This is a genomic window from Pseudoalteromonas sp. SWXJZ10B (genome assembly GCF_015864475.1).
In the GTDB taxonomy this organism is placed as follows: Bacteria; Pseudomonadota; Gammaproteobacteria; order Enterobacterales; family Alteromonadaceae; genus Pseudoalteromonas; species Pseudoalteromonas arctica.
On the sequence record NZ_JADYXD010000003.1, the window covers coordinates 218827 to 238910 of the forward strand.

The 20084-nt window shown below is 38.9% G+C and carries 15 protein-coding genes and 1 tRNA gene; 12 read left to right on the forward strand and 4 right to left on the reverse strand.

The genetic code is table 11. The features are described from left to right. The first annotated feature begins 42 nt into the window (after positions 1 to 42). The 3 genes from I6F54_RS04580 to rimI all read left to right on the forward strand — a co-directional run bounded on the left by I6F54_RS04580 (position 43) and on the right by rimI (position 943). Positions 43 to 119 (forward strand) — tRNA-Trp (locus I6F54_RS04580). A 64-nt stretch (positions 120 to 183) separates the two neighbouring features. After that, positions 184 to 489 carry a hypothetical protein gene (locus tag I6F54_RS04585; protein WP_165727592.1) on the forward strand — a complete coding sequence of 102 codons (306 nt, stop codon included), beginning with the start codon at positions 184 to 186 and terminating at the stop codon, positions 487 to 489. Next, on the forward strand, positions 476 to 943 hold the full coding sequence (gene rimI / locus I6F54_RS04590; protein ID WP_165727697.1) for a ribosomal protein S18-alanine N-acetyltransferase: 468 nt from the start codon (positions 476 to 478) through the stop codon (positions 941 to 943). Before I6F54_RS04585 ends, rimI begins: the two co-directional genes overlap by 14 nt. A 75-nt stretch (positions 944 to 1018) precedes the next feature. On the opposite strand, the gene I6F54_RS04595 is transcribed toward rimI, so the two are convergent. Then, entirely contained in the window at positions 1019 to 3685 is a 2667-nt protein-coding gene (locus I6F54_RS04595) for an ATP-binding protein (protein ID WP_007581624.1), read from the reverse strand. A gap of 853 nt (positions 3686 to 4538) precedes the next feature. Between I6F54_RS04595 and prfC the strand changes: the two genes are divergently transcribed. The 4 genes from prfC to I6F54_RS04615 all read left to right on the forward strand — a co-directional run bounded on the left by prfC (position 4539) and on the right by I6F54_RS04615 (position 9828). Continuing rightward, positions 4539 to 6128: a peptide chain release factor 3 gene (prfC, locus tag I6F54_RS04600; protein ID WP_007581628.1), complete on the forward strand. Its 1590-nt coding sequence runs from the start codon at positions 4539 to 4541 to the stop codon at positions 6126 to 6128. 59 nt (positions 6129 to 6187) lie between these two features. After that, positions 6188 to 7930 (forward strand): arginine--tRNA ligase, encoded by a 1743-nt coding sequence (gene argS / locus I6F54_RS04605; RefSeq protein WP_197139957.1) that lies wholly within the window; start codon positions 6188 to 6190, stop codon positions 7928 to 7930. 470 nt (positions 7931 to 8400) lie between these two features. Next, entirely contained in the window at positions 8401 to 9039 is a 639-nt protein-coding gene (gene pdxH / locus I6F54_RS04610) for a pyridoxamine 5'-phosphate oxidase (protein WP_197139964.1), read from the forward strand. A 21-nt stretch (positions 9040 to 9060) separates the two neighbouring features. Continuing rightward, positions 9061 to 9828 (forward strand): TatD family hydrolase, encoded by a 768-nt coding sequence (locus I6F54_RS04615; RefSeq protein WP_165740679.1) that lies wholly within the window; start codon positions 9061 to 9063, stop codon positions 9826 to 9828. On the opposite strand, the gene I6F54_RS04620 is transcribed toward I6F54_RS04615, so the two are convergent. Then, on the reverse strand, positions 9795 to 10415 hold the full coding sequence (locus I6F54_RS04620) for an AhpA/YtjB family protein (RefSeq protein WP_007581635.1): 621 nt from the start codon (positions 10413 to 10415) through the stop codon (positions 9795 to 9797). The two genes, I6F54_RS04615 and I6F54_RS04620, sit on opposite strands and share 34 nt — an antisense overlap. Positions 10416 to 10567: 152 nt before the next feature. Between I6F54_RS04620 and serB the strand changes: the two genes are divergently transcribed. Further along, on the forward strand, positions 10568 to 11596 hold the full coding sequence (gene serB / locus I6F54_RS04625; protein ID WP_165740678.1) for a phosphoserine phosphatase SerB: 1029 nt from the start codon (positions 10568 to 10570) through the stop codon (positions 11594 to 11596). 20 nt (positions 11597 to 11616) lie between these two features. Here the strand turns inward: serB and I6F54_RS04630 are convergent, their stop codons facing one another. Further along, entirely contained in the window at positions 11617 to 14094 is a 2478-nt protein-coding gene (locus I6F54_RS04630) for a PilZ domain-containing protein (RefSeq protein ID WP_197139966.1), read from the reverse strand. A gap of 362 nt (positions 14095 to 14456) precedes the next feature. Here I6F54_RS04630 and radA point away from each other — a divergent pair, with 362 nt between their 5' ends. Then, positions 14457 to 15842 carry a DNA repair protein RadA gene (radA, locus tag I6F54_RS04635; RefSeq protein WP_024590039.1) on the forward strand — a complete coding sequence of 462 codons (1386 nt, stop codon included), beginning with the start codon at positions 14457 to 14459 and terminating at the stop codon, positions 15840 to 15842. A 75-nt stretch (positions 15843 to 15917) separates the two neighbouring features. After that, positions 15918 to 16850, forward strand: coding sequence for a hypothetical protein (locus tag I6F54_RS04640; RefSeq protein WP_024608998.1), 933 nt, complete (start codon positions 15918 to 15920; stop codon positions 16848 to 16850). A gap of 65 nt (positions 16851 to 16915) precedes the next feature. Here the strand turns inward: I6F54_RS04640 and argE are convergent, their stop codons facing one another. Then, positions 16916 to 18076 (reverse strand): acetylornithine deacetylase, encoded by a 1161-nt coding sequence (gene argE, locus I6F54_RS04645; RefSeq protein ID WP_197139968.1) that lies wholly within the window; start codon positions 18074 to 18076, stop codon positions 16916 to 16918. Positions 18077 to 18300: 224 nt separating this feature from the next. Between argE and argC the strand changes: the two genes are divergently transcribed. Next, positions 18301 to 19311: an N-acetyl-gamma-glutamyl-phosphate reductase gene (gene argC / locus I6F54_RS04650; protein WP_165741111.1), complete on the forward strand. Its 1011-nt coding sequence runs from the start codon at positions 18301 to 18303 to the stop codon at positions 19309 to 19311. After that, a complete protein-coding gene (gene argB, locus I6F54_RS04655) occupies positions 19312 to 20079 on the forward strand; it encodes an acetylglutamate kinase (RefSeq protein ID WP_165727586.1) in 768 nt (255 codons plus the stop codon). Positions 20080 to 20084: the final 5 nt, after the last annotated feature.

The following is a 20084-nucleotide window of genomic DNA, read 5'->3' on the forward strand; positions in this document are numbered from 1 at the left end:
CTTTACCTTTGGCGAAACTTCTCTATAATTCGTCGTCATTGCAGGGGCGTAGTTCCAATTGGTAGAACAGCGGTCTCCAAAACCGATGGTTGGGAGTTCGAATCTCTCCGCCCCTGCCATTTCTTCTTTACATCGTTTTTATTACTTCTTATATTGTTCAAATGTCTAATCTACTGAGTTGTTATGCATCCACGTTACGCAGCTATTTTTGATATAGAAAATCTTGAACTCAATCAACATTATTGTCCTCAAGCAAATGATCAAGCTAATACTTTATCGCAAAGCGCGATAGCTAGTTCTTTAACGCTAAATGAGCAACTACTTGCAGACATTAAACTCAGTGCAGAACCTATTATTATAAATAGCGTTGTACAGGGCAGTGAGATTCAATTAAACGACAATAAGCTTACATTGCCAACCCCACAGCTCAACGCCTCTGAGAAGCGTGCTTTATGGGCTTTAATGAGTGAACACCTTGATAAACTTTAAATCAGTAGATGAAACTGCAATACCTCAATTAATGGCCATCGAAACAGCGTGTCATAGCCATCCGTGGACTTTAAATACAATGGGTTCATGTATAGGCGGGCGCTATTTTAATGTTGCCGCATTTGATGAGGCGAGCATGATTGGTTTTTATATTGGTGAAAAAGCAGGGCCTGATTTTACACTTATGGATATTTGTGTAACACCAAGTCACCAGAGTAAGGGTATTGCAAGGCAGTTGTTAGCGCAGTTTATTGAATATGGTGAGCAGCAAAATGCTGAAAACCTCTTTTTAGAAGTACGCGAATCAAATACGCGTGCTATTGCGCTGTACGAGCGCGCAGGCTTTGCTGAGATGTCAGTGCGTAAAAACTACTACCCAAGCGATAACCCTGCTAAAAATGGCTTTGAAGACGCTATTTTAATGGGTATGGCGCTAGGTTTAAACTTTTCATAATTAAAGTCGGTAATTAGCATTTAAAATATAGAGCCGCTAAAGTACTGCATTTGTACCGTTTTGTAAGTTTACTTTTTAGGTTACTTTGTCGCTAATTGCTTGCTCAATGGCTGCTATTAAATCATTTACCAGCTCGTCTCTTGGTACTTTATTGTTACTTTTTAAGTTCTCTTCAAGTGCCGCAGCGCTATGGTAAATTTCATCAAAGTTAAAGCATCCAGAACTGCCTTTAACACTGTGCGCTATACCTCTTAATGCTTCCCAATCATCACAATGCTGCAAAGCTTTAACTTCTTCTAAATATGTAGGTAAGTTAGCTAAGTAATTATCGGCAATTTGCTGAAACTTTTCGCTCTTTAATAGGCTATCCCATTTATTTTGATTATCTTTTTCAAGATGCAGGTAGCTTACGAGTACATTTTCAAGAGCATCTTTATCAATGGGTTTAGCCAGTGCTTTGTCGCAACCAGCTTCTAGATAAGTGCCTATATCATGGTTCATTACATTGGCAGTAAGGGCAATGATAGGGCCATCATACGCTGCATGACGAAGCATTTTAGTCGCTTCTAATCCGCCCATTACAGGCATTTGCATATCCATAATAATAAGTTGGTAGTCGTTTACGAGCGCCATTTCTACAGCTTGTGCGCCATTACTGGCAATATCGGGTTCAAGACCCCAGGTTTGCAGTAATAATTTAATTAATAGTTGGTTATCTGGGTTATCCTCAGCCACTAATATATTGGCGTCGAAGCTATTGGTTGCAAACGATAAGAGAGGGTCTTTCTCTGGTATTAACTGGCTGTCTTGCGTTAAAAATTCAAGCATGGGTTGATCATCAGATAGCTGACATGCCACCCTAATTGTAACTCGGCTACCTACACCCACTTCACTTTCAAGGTTTACATCGCCACCAAGTAACAGTGCTAAGTTTTTAGAAATACACAACCCAAGACCTGTACCACCAAAACGACGTGTAGTTGTGGCATCGGCTTGTTCAAACGGCTTAAATACACGTTCTATTTGATGCTCAGACATACCAATACCAGTATCTTTAATTACAAACTCTAGCTTTTGACTTGCTTGTAAATAATGCACACAAATAGACACGCTGCCATTTTCGGTAAATTTAACAGCGTTATTAGCAATGTTTATAAGTATTTGTTTTAAGCGGGTCACATCACTATAAATGGTGCGAGGTAGCGGCAGTTGATAGTCGATATTAAGGGTTAATTGTTTTTCTTGTGCCAGTGGTTGAATAATTGATTCAATGTCGTGCACAAGCTGCACTACATTTAACGCTGACAAATCAACAGCCAGCTTTTCAGCTTCAATTTTAGATAAATCGAGTATGTTATTTATTAACTCTAGTAAGTGTTTTGAATTACGTAAAATAGTGCTTAGGTGTTGTTTGTCATTCGCTACTTTATCGTTGTGTAGTAACTGCTCTGTAAAGCCCATAATGGCCGTGAGCGGCGTGCGTATTTCGTGACTCATGTTAGCTAAAAAACGACTCTTAAGTTGATTAGCTTGCTCAGCTTGGCCAATAGCTAACTCAAGTTGGCTGTTCATAGCTTCAAGTGCTTGGGTACGACTTTCCACTTTATCTTCAAGGTGGTGTTTGTATTCTTCAAGCTGTTGTTGGTAGTGCCTTATTTGATTAACCATGTGGTTAAAGTCGTTAAATAAAACACCTACTTCATCATTTGTATGAGCTGGTAAGTGCACCGACAAATCGCCATCACCAACACGATGACTCGCAGCCCCGAGTAACTCAATTGGGTTAAGTAATAAATTGCGGACCACTACAAAAATTAATATTGGCAGGGTGATCACCGAAATAATAACAATTAAGCCTGTTATTAAACTTATGGCTTTACCTGATTGATAAAGCACCCCTTTGGGAATGGTCGATACGTAATAATATCCGCCGGGCATTTGCACTGCAAAAATCATTCGCTCTATTTTGTCTATGCTTGAGAGTTCAATAGTTGAAAGCATGCCGATATCAGCGAGGTCGTGCACTTGATTAAGTTCGTACTCGCTTATGTATTGGCCACGCATATTATAATCGGAGCTAAATAAAATTTTCCCGTCTTTAGTCAACATTAAATTAAGCGTGTTGTTATATGGCGCTTCTAAAATACTAGAGTTTAGTATTGAAGGTTCTATATGTATTACAATAAAACCAAGCTGCTGTGGTCGTTTTAAATAGTAATCAACACTATAAATTCGTTGAATAAAATATAAACTAGTGGTGCCATCATCCTTTTGAATCATAAATTGCTGTTTACTTAAATTACTTTGCAATACTTGATTAAAAAACGGGTAGCTTTTAGGCGCTGTTGTTAGGTTGTTAGAGTAGTAGGCATCGCTTTTCCCACTGGCTGAAACTAAATTAATGCTAATTATATCGGGATAAGCCTCACTGTAACTGGCAAATACATCCATAAGCGCGCCAAGTTTTCGGGTGTAATTACCGTTGGCACGAATGTCGTTTGCTAAAAAATCACTAAGTACTGGCGAGGTTGAAAGTAGTTTTGCTGTAGAGTGAAAAGAGTCGATATAATTAAATATTTTTTGCTGTTGTTGCTCAACAAAACGGCTCATTATTAAATCAGCTTGTTTTTGTGTTGAATTAGTTACATTGGTGAGCGTAAAGCCACCTAAAAATAGCAGCGGTAGAATAACAAGGGGTGTTATATACCATAATAATCTAATACTTAACTTACTGGTTTTCATGACCAAACGACTTATCCTCCATGCAATCTATCAATAATATGCGTTACGACTTTATTACACAAGCTTGTGGCGGTCTTGGTGGCTAAATTACAATCAGTAGTTACATGGTATTTAGCTCTGTATTGGTGTTTTTTTATTTTATTAAGTTATTTTAATTTAATAAGTTACATGCTTATAACTGTTATTTTATTGTTCAAAAAAGTTTACATAAATTTACATCTTTTAAAGTCATTTTTTTAAAGATAAATGCTATCACTTAAAATTAAATTTTCTAATTTACTCTTAGTTATAAATACCAGTGGGTTAACGCAGGGCTGTTAGCCGGGCCACTAGGTTATATTCTCAAGCAAGGCTTAAAAATTCTAATGGTGTGCAGAGGCTTGGTGTATTGTGTGCTGATCCTATTTATTTGGCTTATTACTGATTTTTTTGTACCTCATTTGCAGTTAGGCTTCCCAAAATCCATATTAATAAAAAAGATCAGCTAATAACCAACCATTGATTGTTTATAAGGCCAAGATCAGCGAAAATAGTCTTCAATTACGATTAACATAACGGATCGCATGTGAAGGGCCAATTTAGGGCTTTTCTGATGGTGTGTTGAGCTTTCGAGGTTGCTCTATACCAATTTTATTAAAAACAAGATCGTTCTAGCGTATTAAATAACTCACTAACTACGTTAAAAATTATTCATAGAGAATAACTCTATGTGATAATTTCGCCTTGTTATTGCGCTATTTTATTATCGCTATAATAGAACGCTAATTTAATGCAATTGGTATTATTTAAGCCTTGAAAGCTCAGCATACTTAAAGTGGATAATATCCGTATACAAACTAAAAGAACTTTTTTAATGGCAGATCAAAATCTCCTTAGCGAAATTAATAAACGACGAACCTTTGCTATCATCTCTCACCCAGATGCTGGTAAAACAACCATTACCGAAAAAGTATTGTTATTCGGACAAGCTATTCAACGAGCCGGCACTGTAAAAGGCCGTGGCTCTAACCAGCATGCAAAGTCTGACTGGATGGAAATGGAAAAAGAGCGTGGTATATCTGTTACTACCTCTGTAATGCAGTTTCCATATAACAACGCACTTGTTAATTTACTTGATACTCCAGGACATGAAGATTTCTCGGAAGATACTTACCGCACATTAACTGCGGTAGATTCGTGTTTAATGGTTATTGATGCGGCAAAGGGTGTAGAAGATCGTACCCGTAAGCTAATGGAAGTTACACGCCTGCGTACAACGCCAATTGTTACGTTTATGAATAAATGTGACCGTGAAATTCGCGACCCAATGGAAGTGCTTGACGAAGTTGAAACAGAGCTAAATATTGCCTGTGCACCCATTACTTGGCCAATTGGCTGTGGTAAAGAGTTCAAAGGTGTTTATCACATTCATAATGACGAAGCTGTTTTATACAAAACAGGTCAGGGTCATAAAATTCAAGAAGTTCGTACCATTAAAGGTCTTGATAACCCAGAACTTGATATTGCCATTGGTGAAGATTTAGCTGCGCAATTACGCGATGAGCTTGAGCTTGTTATTGGCGCATCAAACGAATTTGATTTAGATCTGTTTTTAGCAGGTGAGCTTTCGCCAGTTTATTACGGTACCGCACTTGGTAACTTTGGTGTTGACCACGTTTTAGATGGTTTAACTAAATGGGCACCAACGCCACTGCCTCGTGAAACCGAAGACAGACTTATTGTTGCAACTGAAGAAAACTTTACTGGTTTTGTATTTAAAATTCAGGCCAACATGGACCCTAAACACCGTGACCGTATTGCATTTATGCGTATTGTATCGGGTAAGTACAGCCAAGGCATGAAAATGAATCACGTGCGAATTGGCAAGCAAGTGAGCATTTCTGATGCGGTAACCTTTATGGCGGGCGATCGTGAGCGCGCAGCTGACGCTTACGCGGGCGATATTATTGGTTTGCATAACCACGGTACCATTCAAATTGGTGATACGTTCACACAAGGCGAAAAACTTAAATTTAGCGGTATCCCTAACTTTGCGCCTGAATTATTCCGCCGTATTCGTCTTCGCGATCCACTTAAGCAAAAGCAATTATTAAAAGGCTTAGTACAGCTTTCTGAAGAAGGTGCTGTGCAAGTATTTAGACCGCTTATAAACAACGATTTAATTGTGGGCGCGGTAGGTGTACTTCAGTTTGATGTAGTTGTAGCGCGCTTAAAAGCCGAATATAACGTAGATGCTATTTACGAAGGTGTAAACGTAAATACAGCGCGTTGGGTAAGCAGCGACGATGTTAAAAAGTTTGAAGACTTTAAGCGCAAGTGCGAAAGTAATTTAGCACTCGATGGTGGCGATAACTTAACTTACATTGCGCCGAGCCGTGTAAATCTTAATTTATCAGTAGAGCGTTACCCAGAAGTGACATTTAACCACACTCGCGAAAACTAGAATCGACTGACTACAGTTAACTGAAAGCCTGCTTTGGCGGGCTTACAAAGGTAAAAAATATGAATATTCGTACTATTTTAATCGAAAAAGCCATTGCCGCTATGGCGGGCGCAGGCTTACCTGAAGATACAAACCCAGCAGTAACACAAAGCACACGTCCACAATTTGGTGATTACCAAATTAATGCAGCAATGGGCGCGGCTAAAAAAATGAAAAGCAACCCACGTGAGCTTGCGCAAAAAATTATAGATAATCTTGATGTAAGCGATATTGCTCAAAAGACTGAAATTGCTGGCCCAGGTTTTATTAATATTCATTTAAAGCCTGAGTTTTTAGCTCAAAGCGTACAAGCCGCTAACAGTGATGCAAAGCTTGCTGTAAACGAGCATGCTAACCCGCAAAAAGTGGTTGTTGACTATTCATCACCAAACCTTGCTAAAGAAATGCACGTAGGCCATTTACGTTCAACCATTATTGGTGACTCAATTGTGCGTGCGCTTGAATTTAGAGGCGATACGGTTGTACGTCAAAATCACATGGGTGATTGGGGCACGCAATTTGGTATGTTAATCGCGCATTTGGAAGATCAAATTAGCCAAGGTGTTGATTTAGATTCTGTAGCGCTTGCTGATTTAGAAACCTTTTACCGCGATGCTAAAAAACGCTTTGACGACGAAGAAGGCTTTGCTGATAAAGCACGTAATTACGTTGTTAAATTACAAGGCGGCGATGCGCACTGTGAAAAACTTTGGAAACTGTTTATAGCTACCTCAGTTAAGCATTCTGAAGAAGTATACAAGCGTTTAAATGTAACACTTACTCAAGCTGATATTATGGCTGAAAGCGCATACAACGCAGAACTTAACGATATTATTAGCCTACTTAAAGATAAAAATATTGCAGTAGAGTCGCAAGGCGCGCAAGTTGTGTTTTTAGATGAACTTGCCAACAAAGATGGTGAACCATCTGCGTTTATCGTACAAAAATCTGGCGGTGGTTTTTTATATGCAACAACAGATTTAGCGGCATGTGATTATCGTTCAAATAAATTAGGTGCTGATCGTATCTTAATTTTTGTAGATGCACGTCAAAATCTACACTTTAATCAAGTAGAGCTAACAGCGCGTAAAGCAGGTTTATTACGAGACGAAACAAGTTACGAGTTTTGCCCGTTTGGCACCATGATGGGCGCCGATAACAAACCATTTAAAACACGTACTGGCGGCACAGTAAAACTTGCTGACTTATTAGAAGAATCAATTAACCGTGCAGCTGCAAAACTAGCTGAACGTGAATCGGATTTAAGTGATAGCGATCGCAGCGAGATTGCACGTAAAGTAGGTATTGGCGCAGTTAAATACGCCGACCTTTCTAAGCACCGTACCAGCGATTACATTTTTAACTGGGACAGCATGCTAAGCTTTGAAGGCGCAACCGCTCCTTATTTACAATATGCTTATACACGTATACGCAGTATTTTCCGTAAGTCAGGCGTTGATGCAGCTACATTAAATTCAGATGTTACAATTATTGAGCCTCAAGAAAAAGCACTAGCACTTAAGCTACTACAGCTTGAAGAAGTACTTGATTTAATGATCAGCGAAGCAACACCGCACGTATTATGTGGTTACTTATATGAGCTAGCAAGCTTATACATGACATTTTACGAAGCCTGCCCAGTACTTAAAGAGGGCGTAGAGCCAAGCGTGCGCGACAGCCGCTTAGTGCTGTGTAATTTGGTTTCTAAAACACTAGAAACGGGATTGGATCTACTAGGCATTGAAGTCATGGAGCAAATGTAATCACCTTCTGCTGCGTGTAGTTCGCTTTGACTGCGTTGTCGTGCTTTTTTAGCCTAAGTCACATACTAAATGTATGCTCCTTGGCATAAAAAAGCACTCCGTCTTGTCAGCACTTCTACACTTGCAGATATCTGAGTTGTGTAGTTCGTTTTAGCTGCGTTAAGAAGTTTATTTAGCCTAAGTCACATACAAACCGTATGCTCCTTGGCATAAATAAACTTCTTGCCTTGCTAGCACTCCTACACTTACAGATACCTGAGTTGTGTAGTTTACGTTGTAGGTTGGGTTGAGTGAAACGAAACCCAACGATACGCCTGAGACTCTATGTTTATTACTATCGAATGCACCTGAGGCTCTGTGTTTATTGCTATCGCATATACCTGAATCTTAATATTTGTTATTACTCAACATCTAATGTTTTAAGCTCGCTACTCTAAGCTCTTTTCTAGGCTCTATTTAAAGGACTTGTTATGAAACTCGAAGATATCCGCCGTGAATACCTGCAAGACGCGTTAAGCGAAGATAACTTGCAAGATGATCCATTCAAGCAGTTTGAAACATGGCTTGAGCATGCGGTAGCAAGCAAACTACCCGATCCAACAGCAATGGTTGTAGCAACTGTTGATGAAACCGGTCAACCTTCACAGCGCATTGTGCTTTTAAAGCATTTGGATGATAACGGCTTTGTGTTTTTTACTAATACGGGCTCGCGTAAAGCGCAAGAGCTTAAAGGTAATAATAAAATTTCCTTGCACTTTCCGTGGCACCACATGGAACGCCAAGTTATTGTATATGGCGAGGCTAAACCATTACCTACCTCTGCTGTGGCAAAGTACTTTTTATCTCGTCCTAAAGAAAGCCAATTAGCTGCATGGGCATCAGCGCAAAGTCGTCCGGTGTCATCACGTAAAGTACTAATGGAAACCTTCGCCAACATGAAAAGTAAGTTTGCTAAAGGTGAAATTCCATTGCCTGATTTTTGGGGCGGATATTGTGTAGTACCCACTAAAATTGAGTTTTGGCAAGGTGGGGCGCATCGTTTGCATGATCGCTTTATATATCAGCGCCAAGCAGATAACAGCTGGCAAATTACACGCTTAAACCCTTAATTAAAAGATGAGTAAGTAACCGTGCAATTTATTGACTCTCATTGCCACCTCGACTTTAGCGAGTTTGATTCGAATCGTGAATCGCTCATAAGTGAGTGTGTAGCAAAGGGAGTTAATCAGTTTGTTGTGCCGGGTATTACGCTTGCTCAATCACATACTCTCATAAAACTCAAAGCAACTTACCCAAGTATAAAAATAGCCGCAGGGCTACATCCTTACTTTTTAGAGCAACATAACGAATCGCACATAGAAGCGTTATTTGAATTCGCGACTACAAATAAACATCAGCTGGTTGCTATTGGGGAGTGCGGGCTTGATCGAAGTATTGAAAACCTTCCTAAACAAACTTATTTATTTGAGCAGCAAATAGGGCTTTCTAATGAGCTTAATTTACCGCTTATTGTGCATCATAGGCAAAGCCATGATTTAATTGCGCAATCGTTTAAGCGGTGTAAGCCAAAAAACGGGGGAGTGATTCATGCCTTTTCGGGCTCACTTCAACAAGCGCAGTACTATATTAAGCAGGGTTTTAAGCTTGGCATAGGCGGTGTTATTACCTATGATCGCGCAGTTAAAACACGCGCTGTTATTGCTGCTATTGAGCCAGAGCACTTAGTGCTTGAAACCGACTCACCTTCAATGCCGTTAAGCGGTCATCAAGGTGAAGTTAACACGCCATTACATATACCTGATGTATTTAACGCGTTATGTGATTTAAAGCCACATAGTGAAAGAGGGACGCTTGCAAAGCAGCTTTACGATTCTTGTTCAGATGTTTTTTGCATATAGCGATTTACCTGCCAACGTTTTAATCCACGCCCTAACTGCCACGTAAAAATACATGCAATCACTAGCATTAACAATACTTGACGACCTAAGTCATGAAAATGATTATGGCTGTCGGATATTGCGGCGCGAGTTAAATAAGTAACAGACACAAAGCCTATAGGGCGGTCATCATCGCTTATCACGGGTTCCATAAAAGGTGTTTTTAGTTTACTAATACCCGGTGTAGAGTCAGGGAGTTGTCCATAAATATGATGTGACTGCCAATTGTCACTGCTAGCAATTAAAATGCCTTGTTGATCATAAATAGTCGCAGAAAGTACAAATTCATCTTTACTTATATCGTTACAAATGGCGTTGAGCTGTGGTTTGTTTTTTTCAATAAGCGGTGTTTTAACATTTAAAGCCATAAACTGAGTGAGGCTTTTTGCCGTGCTATCGGCACTATCATAAAGTAACTGATGACTCTGAAAACTACTATTAACACCTACCCAGCTTAGTAATACAAAACAACCAGCCGCTAGTATTAAGCGAACAAGTCGTTTTCTTTGAGAAGCAGTAATAGGGTTTTTAATATGGTTATTTTTCATAGTCACCGTTTATGCTACTGACAGCATTTTGATTTGATGTTACAACTACACTAACTATAACCTTAAACCCCACCTGATGGCGAATTTAGTGTTGATAATACCAGTTATGATATGCCAATTATCAGGAAAATAAAAATAAACACGGAGATTCCATGTCGCAAATCAACATGGCACAGCAAGCTGCTGAGCAACCATTACAACACTTAACTCTAAATAAATGGTTTAGCTATAGTGGTGGTGCATTTACACCTCTTGATTATATACCAAACAAAGCATTAGGGTTATTTAGCATCGCATTTGCGGGTGATTTTGAAGAAAAACACATTGTTAGCATTATTGATTTTTTAGCTATGCATAACCAAACCGTCACTGCTATATGCCAATATCAACCAGATTTAGGGTTAGCTCCAGCACTGTGTTTTTACGCGCAAAACTCCGATCAAGCTATAAACCCGTTAGTACTACAAGAGTTTTCAAGCACTCTAGATTGTCAATTAGTGCAAGTTGCTACTGTGCCTAATTTATATGAGCCTGGTTTATTGGTTATGGATATGGATTCAACTGCAATAACTATTGAGTGCATAGACGAAATAGCACGCCTTGCGGATGTTTACGACGAAGTTGCCTCTGTAACCGCACTTGCAATGGCGGGTAAACTTGATTTTAGCGAGAGTTTAAATCAGCGCGTAGCTAAACTGGCTGGTATTGAAAAAAGCTTAATTGAAGAGCTAAAAAGTGCATTGCCACTCATGCCGGGCATTAAAGTGCTGTGTCAAATTCTAAAACAGCATGACTGGTATTTAGCAATTGCATCAGGTGGTTTTGTACCGTTTGCAGAGCGCGTTCAAGAGCTTATTAATTTAGATGAAGTGCACGCTAATGTACTCGAATTTAAAGACGATAAACTAACAGGTAAAGTACTGGGTACAATTGTAGATGCACAACAAAAAGCAATTATTCTAGAGTCGTTACAACATAAACTAGGGCTTGAGAAGTCGCAAACAGTTGCTATTGGCGATGGCGCAAACGATTTAGTCATGATGGCAAAAGCTGGCCTAGGTGTAGCAGTGCATGGCAAACCTAAAGTAGTTGAGCAAGCACAAGCGGCTATTTGTGAAGGGTCATTATTACAATTGTTGTATATGTTGGCCATTCCGTTAGATAAAGAGCCCGCTCTTTAAAGTTGTTTAAGTTAAACTGCTTAGCGTAAGCGGTTTAACCAAATTAGTTTACGGCGGCCCATTTGTTCAACTTGCTCTTTTTTAAGCTCTAAATGGCTTAGAGCTTCTTCAGTTATATCTACTACGTCCCCCACGCCTGCAACAGCCCATAATGCTTCTTCTAAATCTTTTGCTTTATGCATTGCATATTGGCTTACGTATTTAAGCTCATTAGATAGGTAGTCAGTATCGGGGCGACCTGTGCGCGAAATATACAAACGCATCACAAATATAAGTTGTGATGTAATGCCTTTACTAATTTGTTTATAAAAGCTTGAGTAGTCTTCACCTAAAGCGCATTGGCTAACAATAGCCTCTTCAATTTTGCCCTTACGAGGGTCGAAATTAATAGCGAGTGTAAAAGCGAGCGGTGCATCTTGGCGACTGCGATCTTTAATATTAGGCGTTATTACATTAATAATTTGCTCTTCGGTAAGGATACTCGAAAAGTCAGTTTTGTTACCTAATAAGCCAAAATTTTGCAAAATAACATGCATAGGACTGGCGTATAAGCCATAACCAATTGCACCTGTTTTAAAGTGTGCAGCTTCCTTGTGTAAATACAGCGGAAATTGGCATACACTTTTTGTAACCATATTTCTAAGCGCGGTAGATAAGCCTTCTACTTTTGGCGCTTCTTCAGATACTTTAAGTTTGTCTTTATTACCTTCTATTAGCTGAGTGAAAAAAGTCACGCCAGCATGGGGTAAATCAGCAACACGATTCGCTTTTAGGTTAATAGTAGTGAATGACTTACTAATGGCCATTATTTCGTACTTTAGTTCGCTAAGTTTATGCTTTTTAGTTATTTTTTGAAGCTCAGGAAATGTTAAAAGTACTATATCACCTTTTTTAAATGTGACTGGTTGCTCGGACTCTAATTGCAAACCCATTACAGAAAAGTCACGTGTATAACCGTTAAATACTTCATCATTAATAGTGACGCTAACCGGTGTTTTATAAAGGTAGCGCTTATGCGAGCGTAAATTTACGTATTCAAGTGGCACAATATCTAAATAAGGTGGCGTTTTATGTTTTGCGTGGCCAAAATGTTTAAGCTGATTTACTAACGCTTTATCAAAAGTAAGTTGTTTATAATCTGCTTGCTCTGTTTTATTGCCAATACTTGTAAGTACAACAATATATTTAACGTCTTTTATAAGGCCTTTAACTCGAGGGGAAGGCGGCTTGTTGAGTTTTTCAATATTAGCGCCAGCACTATTAGGTAATGAAAGCGGTATAAAAGAATCATCTGGATGACTTGGCATTATTTGTATTTTAAAGCACTGCCAACTTTCTTTTTGGCTACCAAAACCTAAAAATAGATCACGTAATTTAGGGTTATTATTTAGCTCAGTTCGTGTCGCAGAGTAATAGTAAATTTTACCCGATGATATATGTGTAAATGTATAGAGGTAATCTTCTTTGACCGCGGTAATTTGGGTTAGTAATTGTGTAATGCGCTGATGATTGAGTATATTGTACAAACACGGTGTTTTTCTTTCATCGGTAAAATAGCGCTGGATAAAAATATTATTTTCAGTAGTAAGGCTAAGGCTTGGGTAATACTGTTCATCTTTTTTGCTTAAAAATACATATAAAGACGTTACACGAGGGATGTAGTATTGCTCATACCCCTTTGATACTACAGCATCGAGCGTGTTATCTAAATTTACTTTATAACGACGTTTATTACCGTGAATAAAGCTTTCTAAAAAGTCATTAAAGGCGTCGTTATTTTCGATATAAGTGCGTTTTAAGCGAATGTGGTTGTATTCACGAGAGATATTTTCAACGGCAACAACCTCGTATTGAATACCGTTTTTTAGGCCAAGTTCAAAGTCTTGTTCAAGGCCTACCAAGCGCATTGCTATTAGTTCACCTTTTTTTATAGAGTAGCGCGTTGCAAGCTTAACTTTACAACCGCTTAAAGATATATCTGAGGTACTAGCAGCAATGTTCTTTTTATCTTTGTAATCAATAGTTACTTTTATTGAGTAATTCATCCGTTCTTCACGGCGGCTCTCGTAAGAGGCAAACTTAATGACTTCAGTGCTTAAGTTACTTTCTGATTCTTGTAGTTCTGATTTTTCGGCGGCTTGTTTTTGTAATACTCGGTGGTTATTTTCTGTATTCATTACGGCTTCGTAAACGGCTAGGGTATATTCACCATGCTGTTTAAGTGCTTTTTCAAACACTTCAATGGCTGTGTCATCCATAAAGTGCTGTTTGCCGTTATGCTCATACGGTTTTACTTGGCCCGTCACTAATCCACGAAGATCAACAAAGCGTGCCACTGGCTGAGATAAGCGTGACATTTCCATTTTCATCAAAAATTGCTCAGGTTTGGTTAACCCAGCGGTTTTTGATTTGAAAATTAGGTCAAATTTAGCATTGCCTAAATATGTTTTTAACTCATTCACGAGGTCTTCGTGTTTGAGCATTATGTCATCAGCCATTTATAAAACCATCACCGTCTAATTGAAAAAGTAGGTATACTGTTAAGTCCATTTATTAGAAGTTCAATAAACGTTAAATCGCGCTATGTTATTAATATAGGTACAATTATTTTAGTTACTACTGTTTAGCTCTTGTTATTATGTGTTATATGCCATTTTGTTGGCAAGTTACTTTAAACTATTTCAAAGCAAAAAGTATGCCCTAAATTATAGCTAAAAAGAAACACCATGTGTATTTAATGATTGTGACGCTAGATTTTTACGCAGGCAAGAGTTTGTTGCTAAGTAAATGCTTGAAGTGGCAAAATAAGTTATTAGAAGTAAATGTTTTTAAAATTAGAGAATCGTAGATAAGGTTATAAATGACTAAAGCGGCAAAAATAGAGTTTGTGTGTACAGAATGTGGCATGAACTACCCACGTTGGCAGGGTCAATGCCGCTGCGGTGCGTGGAACACATTAGCAGAATTTAAACCTTCAGCAGGGCAGAGTAAAAAAGCGTCAGTTCGAGCAAATGTAGGTGGTTATGCTGGCGGTGCTGGTGGCGGCTCTAAAAAAATTAATGATATTGCTACGTCAGAGGCAGAAAAACAGCTGACAGAAATTGGCGAGCTCGATCGTGTGCTAAGCGGTGGTGTAACTACCGGCTCTGTTAATATAATTTCGGGTGATCCAGGTGCTGGTAAAACAACCTTGCTATCTGATCTAGTGGCGAGAATGTCACAACGTATGCCGTCACTTTACTGTACGGCCGAGGAGTCATTATCGCAGTTTAAAAACAGGGTAAATCGTTTAAAGTTAAACTATAACCCTGACGAGCTTTATTTACTTTCAGAAACCAGTGTTGAAACCATCATTGAAGAGCTCGAGAAAAATAAAATTAAGTTTGCTGTTATTGACTCTATTCAAGCGGTTGTAACCGAAACGGCAAATGGTAGCCCAGGTTCGCCTTCGCAAGTAAAAAGTGCCGCCCAAGCATTGACTCAATACTGTAAGCAAAATGATGTAACCATGTTTATTATTGCTCATGTAAATAAAAATAACGAAATAGCAGGTCCTCAAACACTTGTACATATTGTCGATGCGCTTTTACACATAGACACCAACGATGGGCAAATTCGAACCCTTAGGGCAAATAAAAACCGCTTTGGTGATATAGATACCGTTGGCATTTTTAAAATGTGCGAACGTGGGATGTTAAGCGTTGATAACCCGAGCGAAATTTTCTTGTCGGGTTCAACCACTGACTCGCCAGGCTCTACAATTACCTGTATTCGTAAAGGCAATCGTAATTTATTGCTGGAAATTCAGTGTTTAACGACCGAAACCGAGGCGGAATTTCCGCAGCGTGTGTGCGTTGGTTTAAACATGAACCGCATAAAAATGCTGACTGGCATATTACGAAAACACACTAAAACCAAAATATTCCACGATACGTTTTTTAATATTGTGGGTGGCCTAAGAATTGATGAAACAGAAACTTGTATTGATTTAGCATTAGTAACCGCGTTACTTAGCAGCTTAAATGAATTTGTTGTGCCACGTACCACATGTATTATGGGCGAACTCAGCTTAAACGGCGATGTACGCCCAATTGATAGTGGTGTGCCACGTGTTAAAGAAGCAGCACAACATGGTTTTACAGAAATATATATTCCATTTCGTAATTACCATAAGTCGATGGAAGGGCTGGGCGCTAAAATTACCCCAGTTAAAACAGTACATGAGTTGCTTAGTTTAATTAATTAATACTTACGGGTGTTAATGTGTAATGTTACTCTTAATAAAACTCGGTTTACACAAAGAATAGAATAAGGAAATAACATGAAAAAGTTAGTAATAGTTGCAGCGATTGTAGCTGCGGGCGTTGGTGGCGTGAGCTATGCAAATTATGTAGCTACACAAGAAGTGCGTGCAGAAGTAGATAAGCAACTTGCTTTAGTAAGCGAGCAAACTGGCGCTACATTTAAATACGCTGGTTTATCGGCAAGTGTTATTTCAAAAAGCGTAGAAATAACAAATATGGAAGTAATAAGCCCAGAGGGCGACAATGTTGCTAATATTCAAAGCATTGAAATAACAGGTTACGAGCCAGATAAAATATCACCGCATACATCATTTGATGTAAAAAGCTTTCAGTTTGATAAAGATTTTGTTTCAAAATTACCTGCTGATACAAACGAAATGCTCGCGTCGGCAAGTTACGACTTACATTCATCACTTGATTACGATGAAGAGTCTGGCAATAGTGATGTAGTCGTTAAGCTTGATGCAAAAGACATTGTTAGTTTTAATATGGATATGGGCTTGGCTAATTCAAAAGCATTAATGGATGCTTCATTAGCGATTAGTAAAGCGCAGCAAGAAGCGGGTAACCAGCCACTTACTTATGAGCAAGAGTTACAGCAGCAAACACTTGTTATGCAAGCAATGAGTAAGTTAGAGCCGCGCAATGTTAGCTTTGCCTTAAATAACCAAGGTAAGTTAAAAGACTTACTATCAAGTGAGCTTGAAAAGCAAGGCATGACGCTAGAGCAAATGGAAATGATGTTAGAGCAGCAGTTACAACAGGCTCCTGTAACTGAAAATATTGCAGAGGCTTTAACTAGCTTTGCTAAAGGTTTAAATTCATTCAGTGTGTCTGCAAAGCTGCCTGAAGGCAAAACTATGATGGAAATTAACCAACAAGTTATGATGCTAGTAGGGCAACCTGAAGAGCTAGTTAAGTTTATTAACTTAGAAGTTAAAGGTGATTAAGCCTTAGTTTTGTATTAATAAAGGCGCCAATTGGCGCCTTTATTATTTTGTGTTGTTATAAGCAGTTAATAACTCTGATTGCTAAAGCAGTTTGCTTTTATGATATTGGTGATTATTTGTTGTGATGGTTTTATTTTTTCCATAGCTAAAAACTCATCAGGCTGATGCGCTTGGTTAATTGAGCCTGGGCCCATTACGATTGTTTCACAACCGAGTTGTTGGATAAACGGCGCTTCAGTGCAATAATTTACCGCGACCGCTTTTTGCCCCGCTATTTTTTCAGCCATTTTAACTAAAGCACTGTCGGTGCTACCACTAAATGCCGGGATTGGTTCATGTAAATCAATAACGCTCACCGCATTTGGGTATTGCTGATTTATCTCTTTTATTGCATCAAGCACTAATGCTTGTAGTTCTTGTACACTTAAACCTGGTAATGGGCGCATATCTATATGCATTTCACAGCAACCACAAATTCTATTCGCATTATCGCCACCATGAATATTACCTAAGTTTAATGTTGGATAAGGAATTTCAAAGTGATTTATTGAATACTTATGCTTTAATTGCTCTTTTAAGATCATCAATTTTGTAATCACTTTATGCATTACTTCAATGGCGTTAAGGCCACGTTCGGGATCTGAGCTATGCCCAGAGCGACCAACCACTCTTATTGCTGTACTCATATGGCCCTTGTGCATAAATACTGGCGTCATATCAGTAGGTTCGCCAATTATACAGCGTGCAGGTTTTAAATTAGGGTGCTTACATATTTGCTGTGCACCTGCCATAGTTGTTTCTTCATCGGCAGTGGCGAGTATTAAAATAGGTTGAGTTTGCTGCTTTTCATCAAGTTCACTAATCGCTTGTAATGCAAAAGCAAAAAATCCTTTCATATCAATGCTTCCCAGCCCATACAATTTATTGTCTAGTTCGGTAAGTTTAAACGGATTGTGGTTCCAGCAGCTGTCATCAAAAGGCACTGTATCTGTGTGGCCCGCAAGCATTAACCCGCCATCGCCTTTTCCACGCTTTGCTAATAAATTAAAGCGGCCTTTACCTCCTTCTAATTCAATAATTTCACACGTAAAACCGAGTGTTTCGCACCACCTAGCAAGGAGTTCAATTACGTTTTTATTGCTCATACACAGGTTGTCTTCAATTGCACTAATAGAAGGGGCTGCAATCAATTGTTGATACATAGAAATAAACGAAGGCAAAGGCATAAAAAAATCCAAAATTATTATTCAATTTAATTGCATAACAATATAAAAGTATTTATGATGAATATCAATTCACTTTTTGAGCATAAATATATTAAAGTAAAGCTATGAAAATAATGCGACGATAATCTACAAATTCATTAAATTAAGTCTTAATTTAGCGTCTTAGCTAGTTTAAGCGAACAACATATATATTTAGCAGTAAATTTAAAAATAACGAGTAATCAATGAATGTAGTTATTATTGGCGCAAGCGGTTATAGCGGCGCAGAGTTAGCAAGCTTAGTTGCTAATCATCCAAACCTTACCTTAACAGGCTGTTATGTATCTGAGGGTAGCTTAGATAAAAATAAATTACTAAGTGATTTATACCCAGAGCACCTTGGCTTACTAGATTGTCCTTTACTTCCTCTTAGTGCATCAGCTTTTGATGACATTCAAAGTGATGCTGACTATGTGTGTTTATGTACCGATCACAAAGTAAGTGTTGATTTAGCGCCTCAATTTTTAGCTATGGGTAAAAAAGTATTTGATTTATCTGGTGGCTATCGCCTAGCAAATAATGATGATTACGTTACTTATTATGGTTTTGAGCATCAACACCCAGAGCTTTTAAATGAAGCGGCTTACGGTTTAGCAGAGTGGAACAGTGATGCTATCGCTAACGCAAAGCTAATTGCTGTTGCAGGCTGTTACCCAACAGCGGCGCTCAATGCACTTAAACCGCTTAAACAAGCAGGCTTATTGAGCAGCGAAAGTATTATCATTAATGCCGTTTCGGGTGTTACGGGTGCCGGGCGTAAAGCGAGTGTAGGAACACATTTTTGTGAGGTATCGCTTGCACCTTATGGTTTGTTTAACCATCGCCACGGTCCTGAAATTGAACAACACCTTGGCCACAAAGTATTATTTACACCGCATCTAGGTAGCTTTGCGCGCGGTATTTTAGAAACTATTTATGTACAACTTAAGCCTGACGTTACCAAGGAAAACGTTGCATCGGCTTATCAAGTGCTTGCTAACGAACCATTAATTCGTTTGTTAGGCGATAAAATACCTTCAATTAAAGGTGTTGCTAAGCAACCATTTGTTGATATTGGCTGGCAGCAACAAGGCACGCAGTTAATTGTAATGTCTGCCATTGATAACTTATTAAAAGGCGCTGCTGGACAAGCTTTGCAGTGTATTAATATTTCTATGAATTTAGATCACACTACGGGCTTAAAAGGAGCGTTTTAAATGAGTAAAAAAACGTGGGTTATTAAACTCGGTGGTGCAGTACTTAATACAGAAAATGCAGCAAAAGCGTTATTTGACGTGCTAAGCGAGCAAAAAAATGATGAGTTTGTCATTGTTCATGGCGGTGGTTCTTTAGTAGATACATGGCTAAAGCAAGCGGGTTTTGCTAGTGCTAAACACCAAGGTTTACGTATTAGTCCAGCAGAGCAAATGCCTTATATAGTGGGTGCGCTTGCAGGTTGCGCTAATAAACAATTAATGACTCAAGCTATAAGCGCAGGGCATAAGCCTGTCGGCTTAAGTCTTTTTGAGGCGGGTGTGACTGCAACCCAAAAATTAAAAGCGCTTTGCTTAGTGGGTAAATGCACAAGTAACGACGATTCTATCATCAATGATTTACTTAGAATTTCTCGTTTACCTATTGTTAGCTCTATCGGCTTTGATGAACAAGGCTTGTGGTACAACGTAAATGCAGATGAAGCTGCAGCGGCTATTGCCAGTAATTTAAATGCAGAACTAATTTTTATGACGGATGTAGAAGCGGTGCTTGACGCAAATAAACAACCGTTACATCAACTTGACACAAAACACATTGATACTTTAATTACAGATGGAGTAATTGTGGGCGGGATGGAGGTCAAAGTTAAGACCAGCCTTCACGCTGCCCAACATTTACGACGCGGTGTGTATATTTCCAGCTGGCAAAAGCCAGAAAATTTAACTGCTCTGCTGCAAGGTGAGCATGTCGGAACAAAGATTACACCATAGGTTTA

Coding starts and splice junctions, on each gene's coding strand:
- I6F54_RS04585 (WP_165727592.1), top strand. CDS start 184: ATGCATCCACGTTACGCAGCTATTTTTGATATAGAAAATCTTGAACTC.
- I6F54_RS04595 (WP_007581624.1), bottom strand. CDS start 3,685: ATGAAAACCAGTAAGTTAAGTATTAGATTATTATGGTATATAACACCC.
- prfC (WP_007581628.1), top strand. CDS start 4,539: ATGGCAGATCAAAATCTCCTTAGCGAAATTAATAAACGACGAACCTTT.
- argS (WP_197139957.1), top strand. CDS start 6,188: ATGAATATTCGTACTATTTTAATCGAAAAAGCCATTGCCGCTATGGCG.
- pdxH (WP_197139964.1), top strand. CDS start 8,401: ATGAAACTCGAAGATATCCGCCGTGAATACCTGCAAGACGCGTTAAGC.
- I6F54_RS04620 (WP_007581635.1), bottom strand. CDS start 10,415: ATGAAAAATAACCATATTAAAAACCCTATTACTGCTTCTCAAAGAAAA.
- serB (WP_165740678.1), top strand. CDS start 10,568: ATGTCGCAAATCAACATGGCACAGCAAGCTGCTGAGCAACCATTACAA.
- I6F54_RS04630 (WP_197139966.1), bottom strand. CDS start 14,094: ATGGCTGATGACATAATGCTCAAACACGAAGACCTCGTGAATGAGTTA.
- radA (WP_024590039.1), top strand. CDS start 14,457: ATGACTAAAGCGGCAAAAATAGAGTTTGTGTGTACAGAATGTGGCATG.
- I6F54_RS04640 (WP_024608998.1), top strand. CDS start 15,918: ATGAAAAAGTTAGTAATAGTTGCAGCGATTGTAGCTGCGGGCGTTGGT.
- argE (WP_197139968.1), bottom strand. CDS start 18,076: ATGCCTTTGCCTTCGTTTATTTCTATGTATCAACAATTGATTGCAGCC.
- argC (WP_165741111.1), top strand. CDS start 18,301: ATGAATGTAGTTATTATTGGCGCAAGCGGTTATAGCGGCGCAGAGTTA.
- argB (WP_165727586.1), top strand. CDS start 19,312: ATGAGTAAAAAAACGTGGGTTATTAAACTCGGTGGTGCAGTACTTAAT.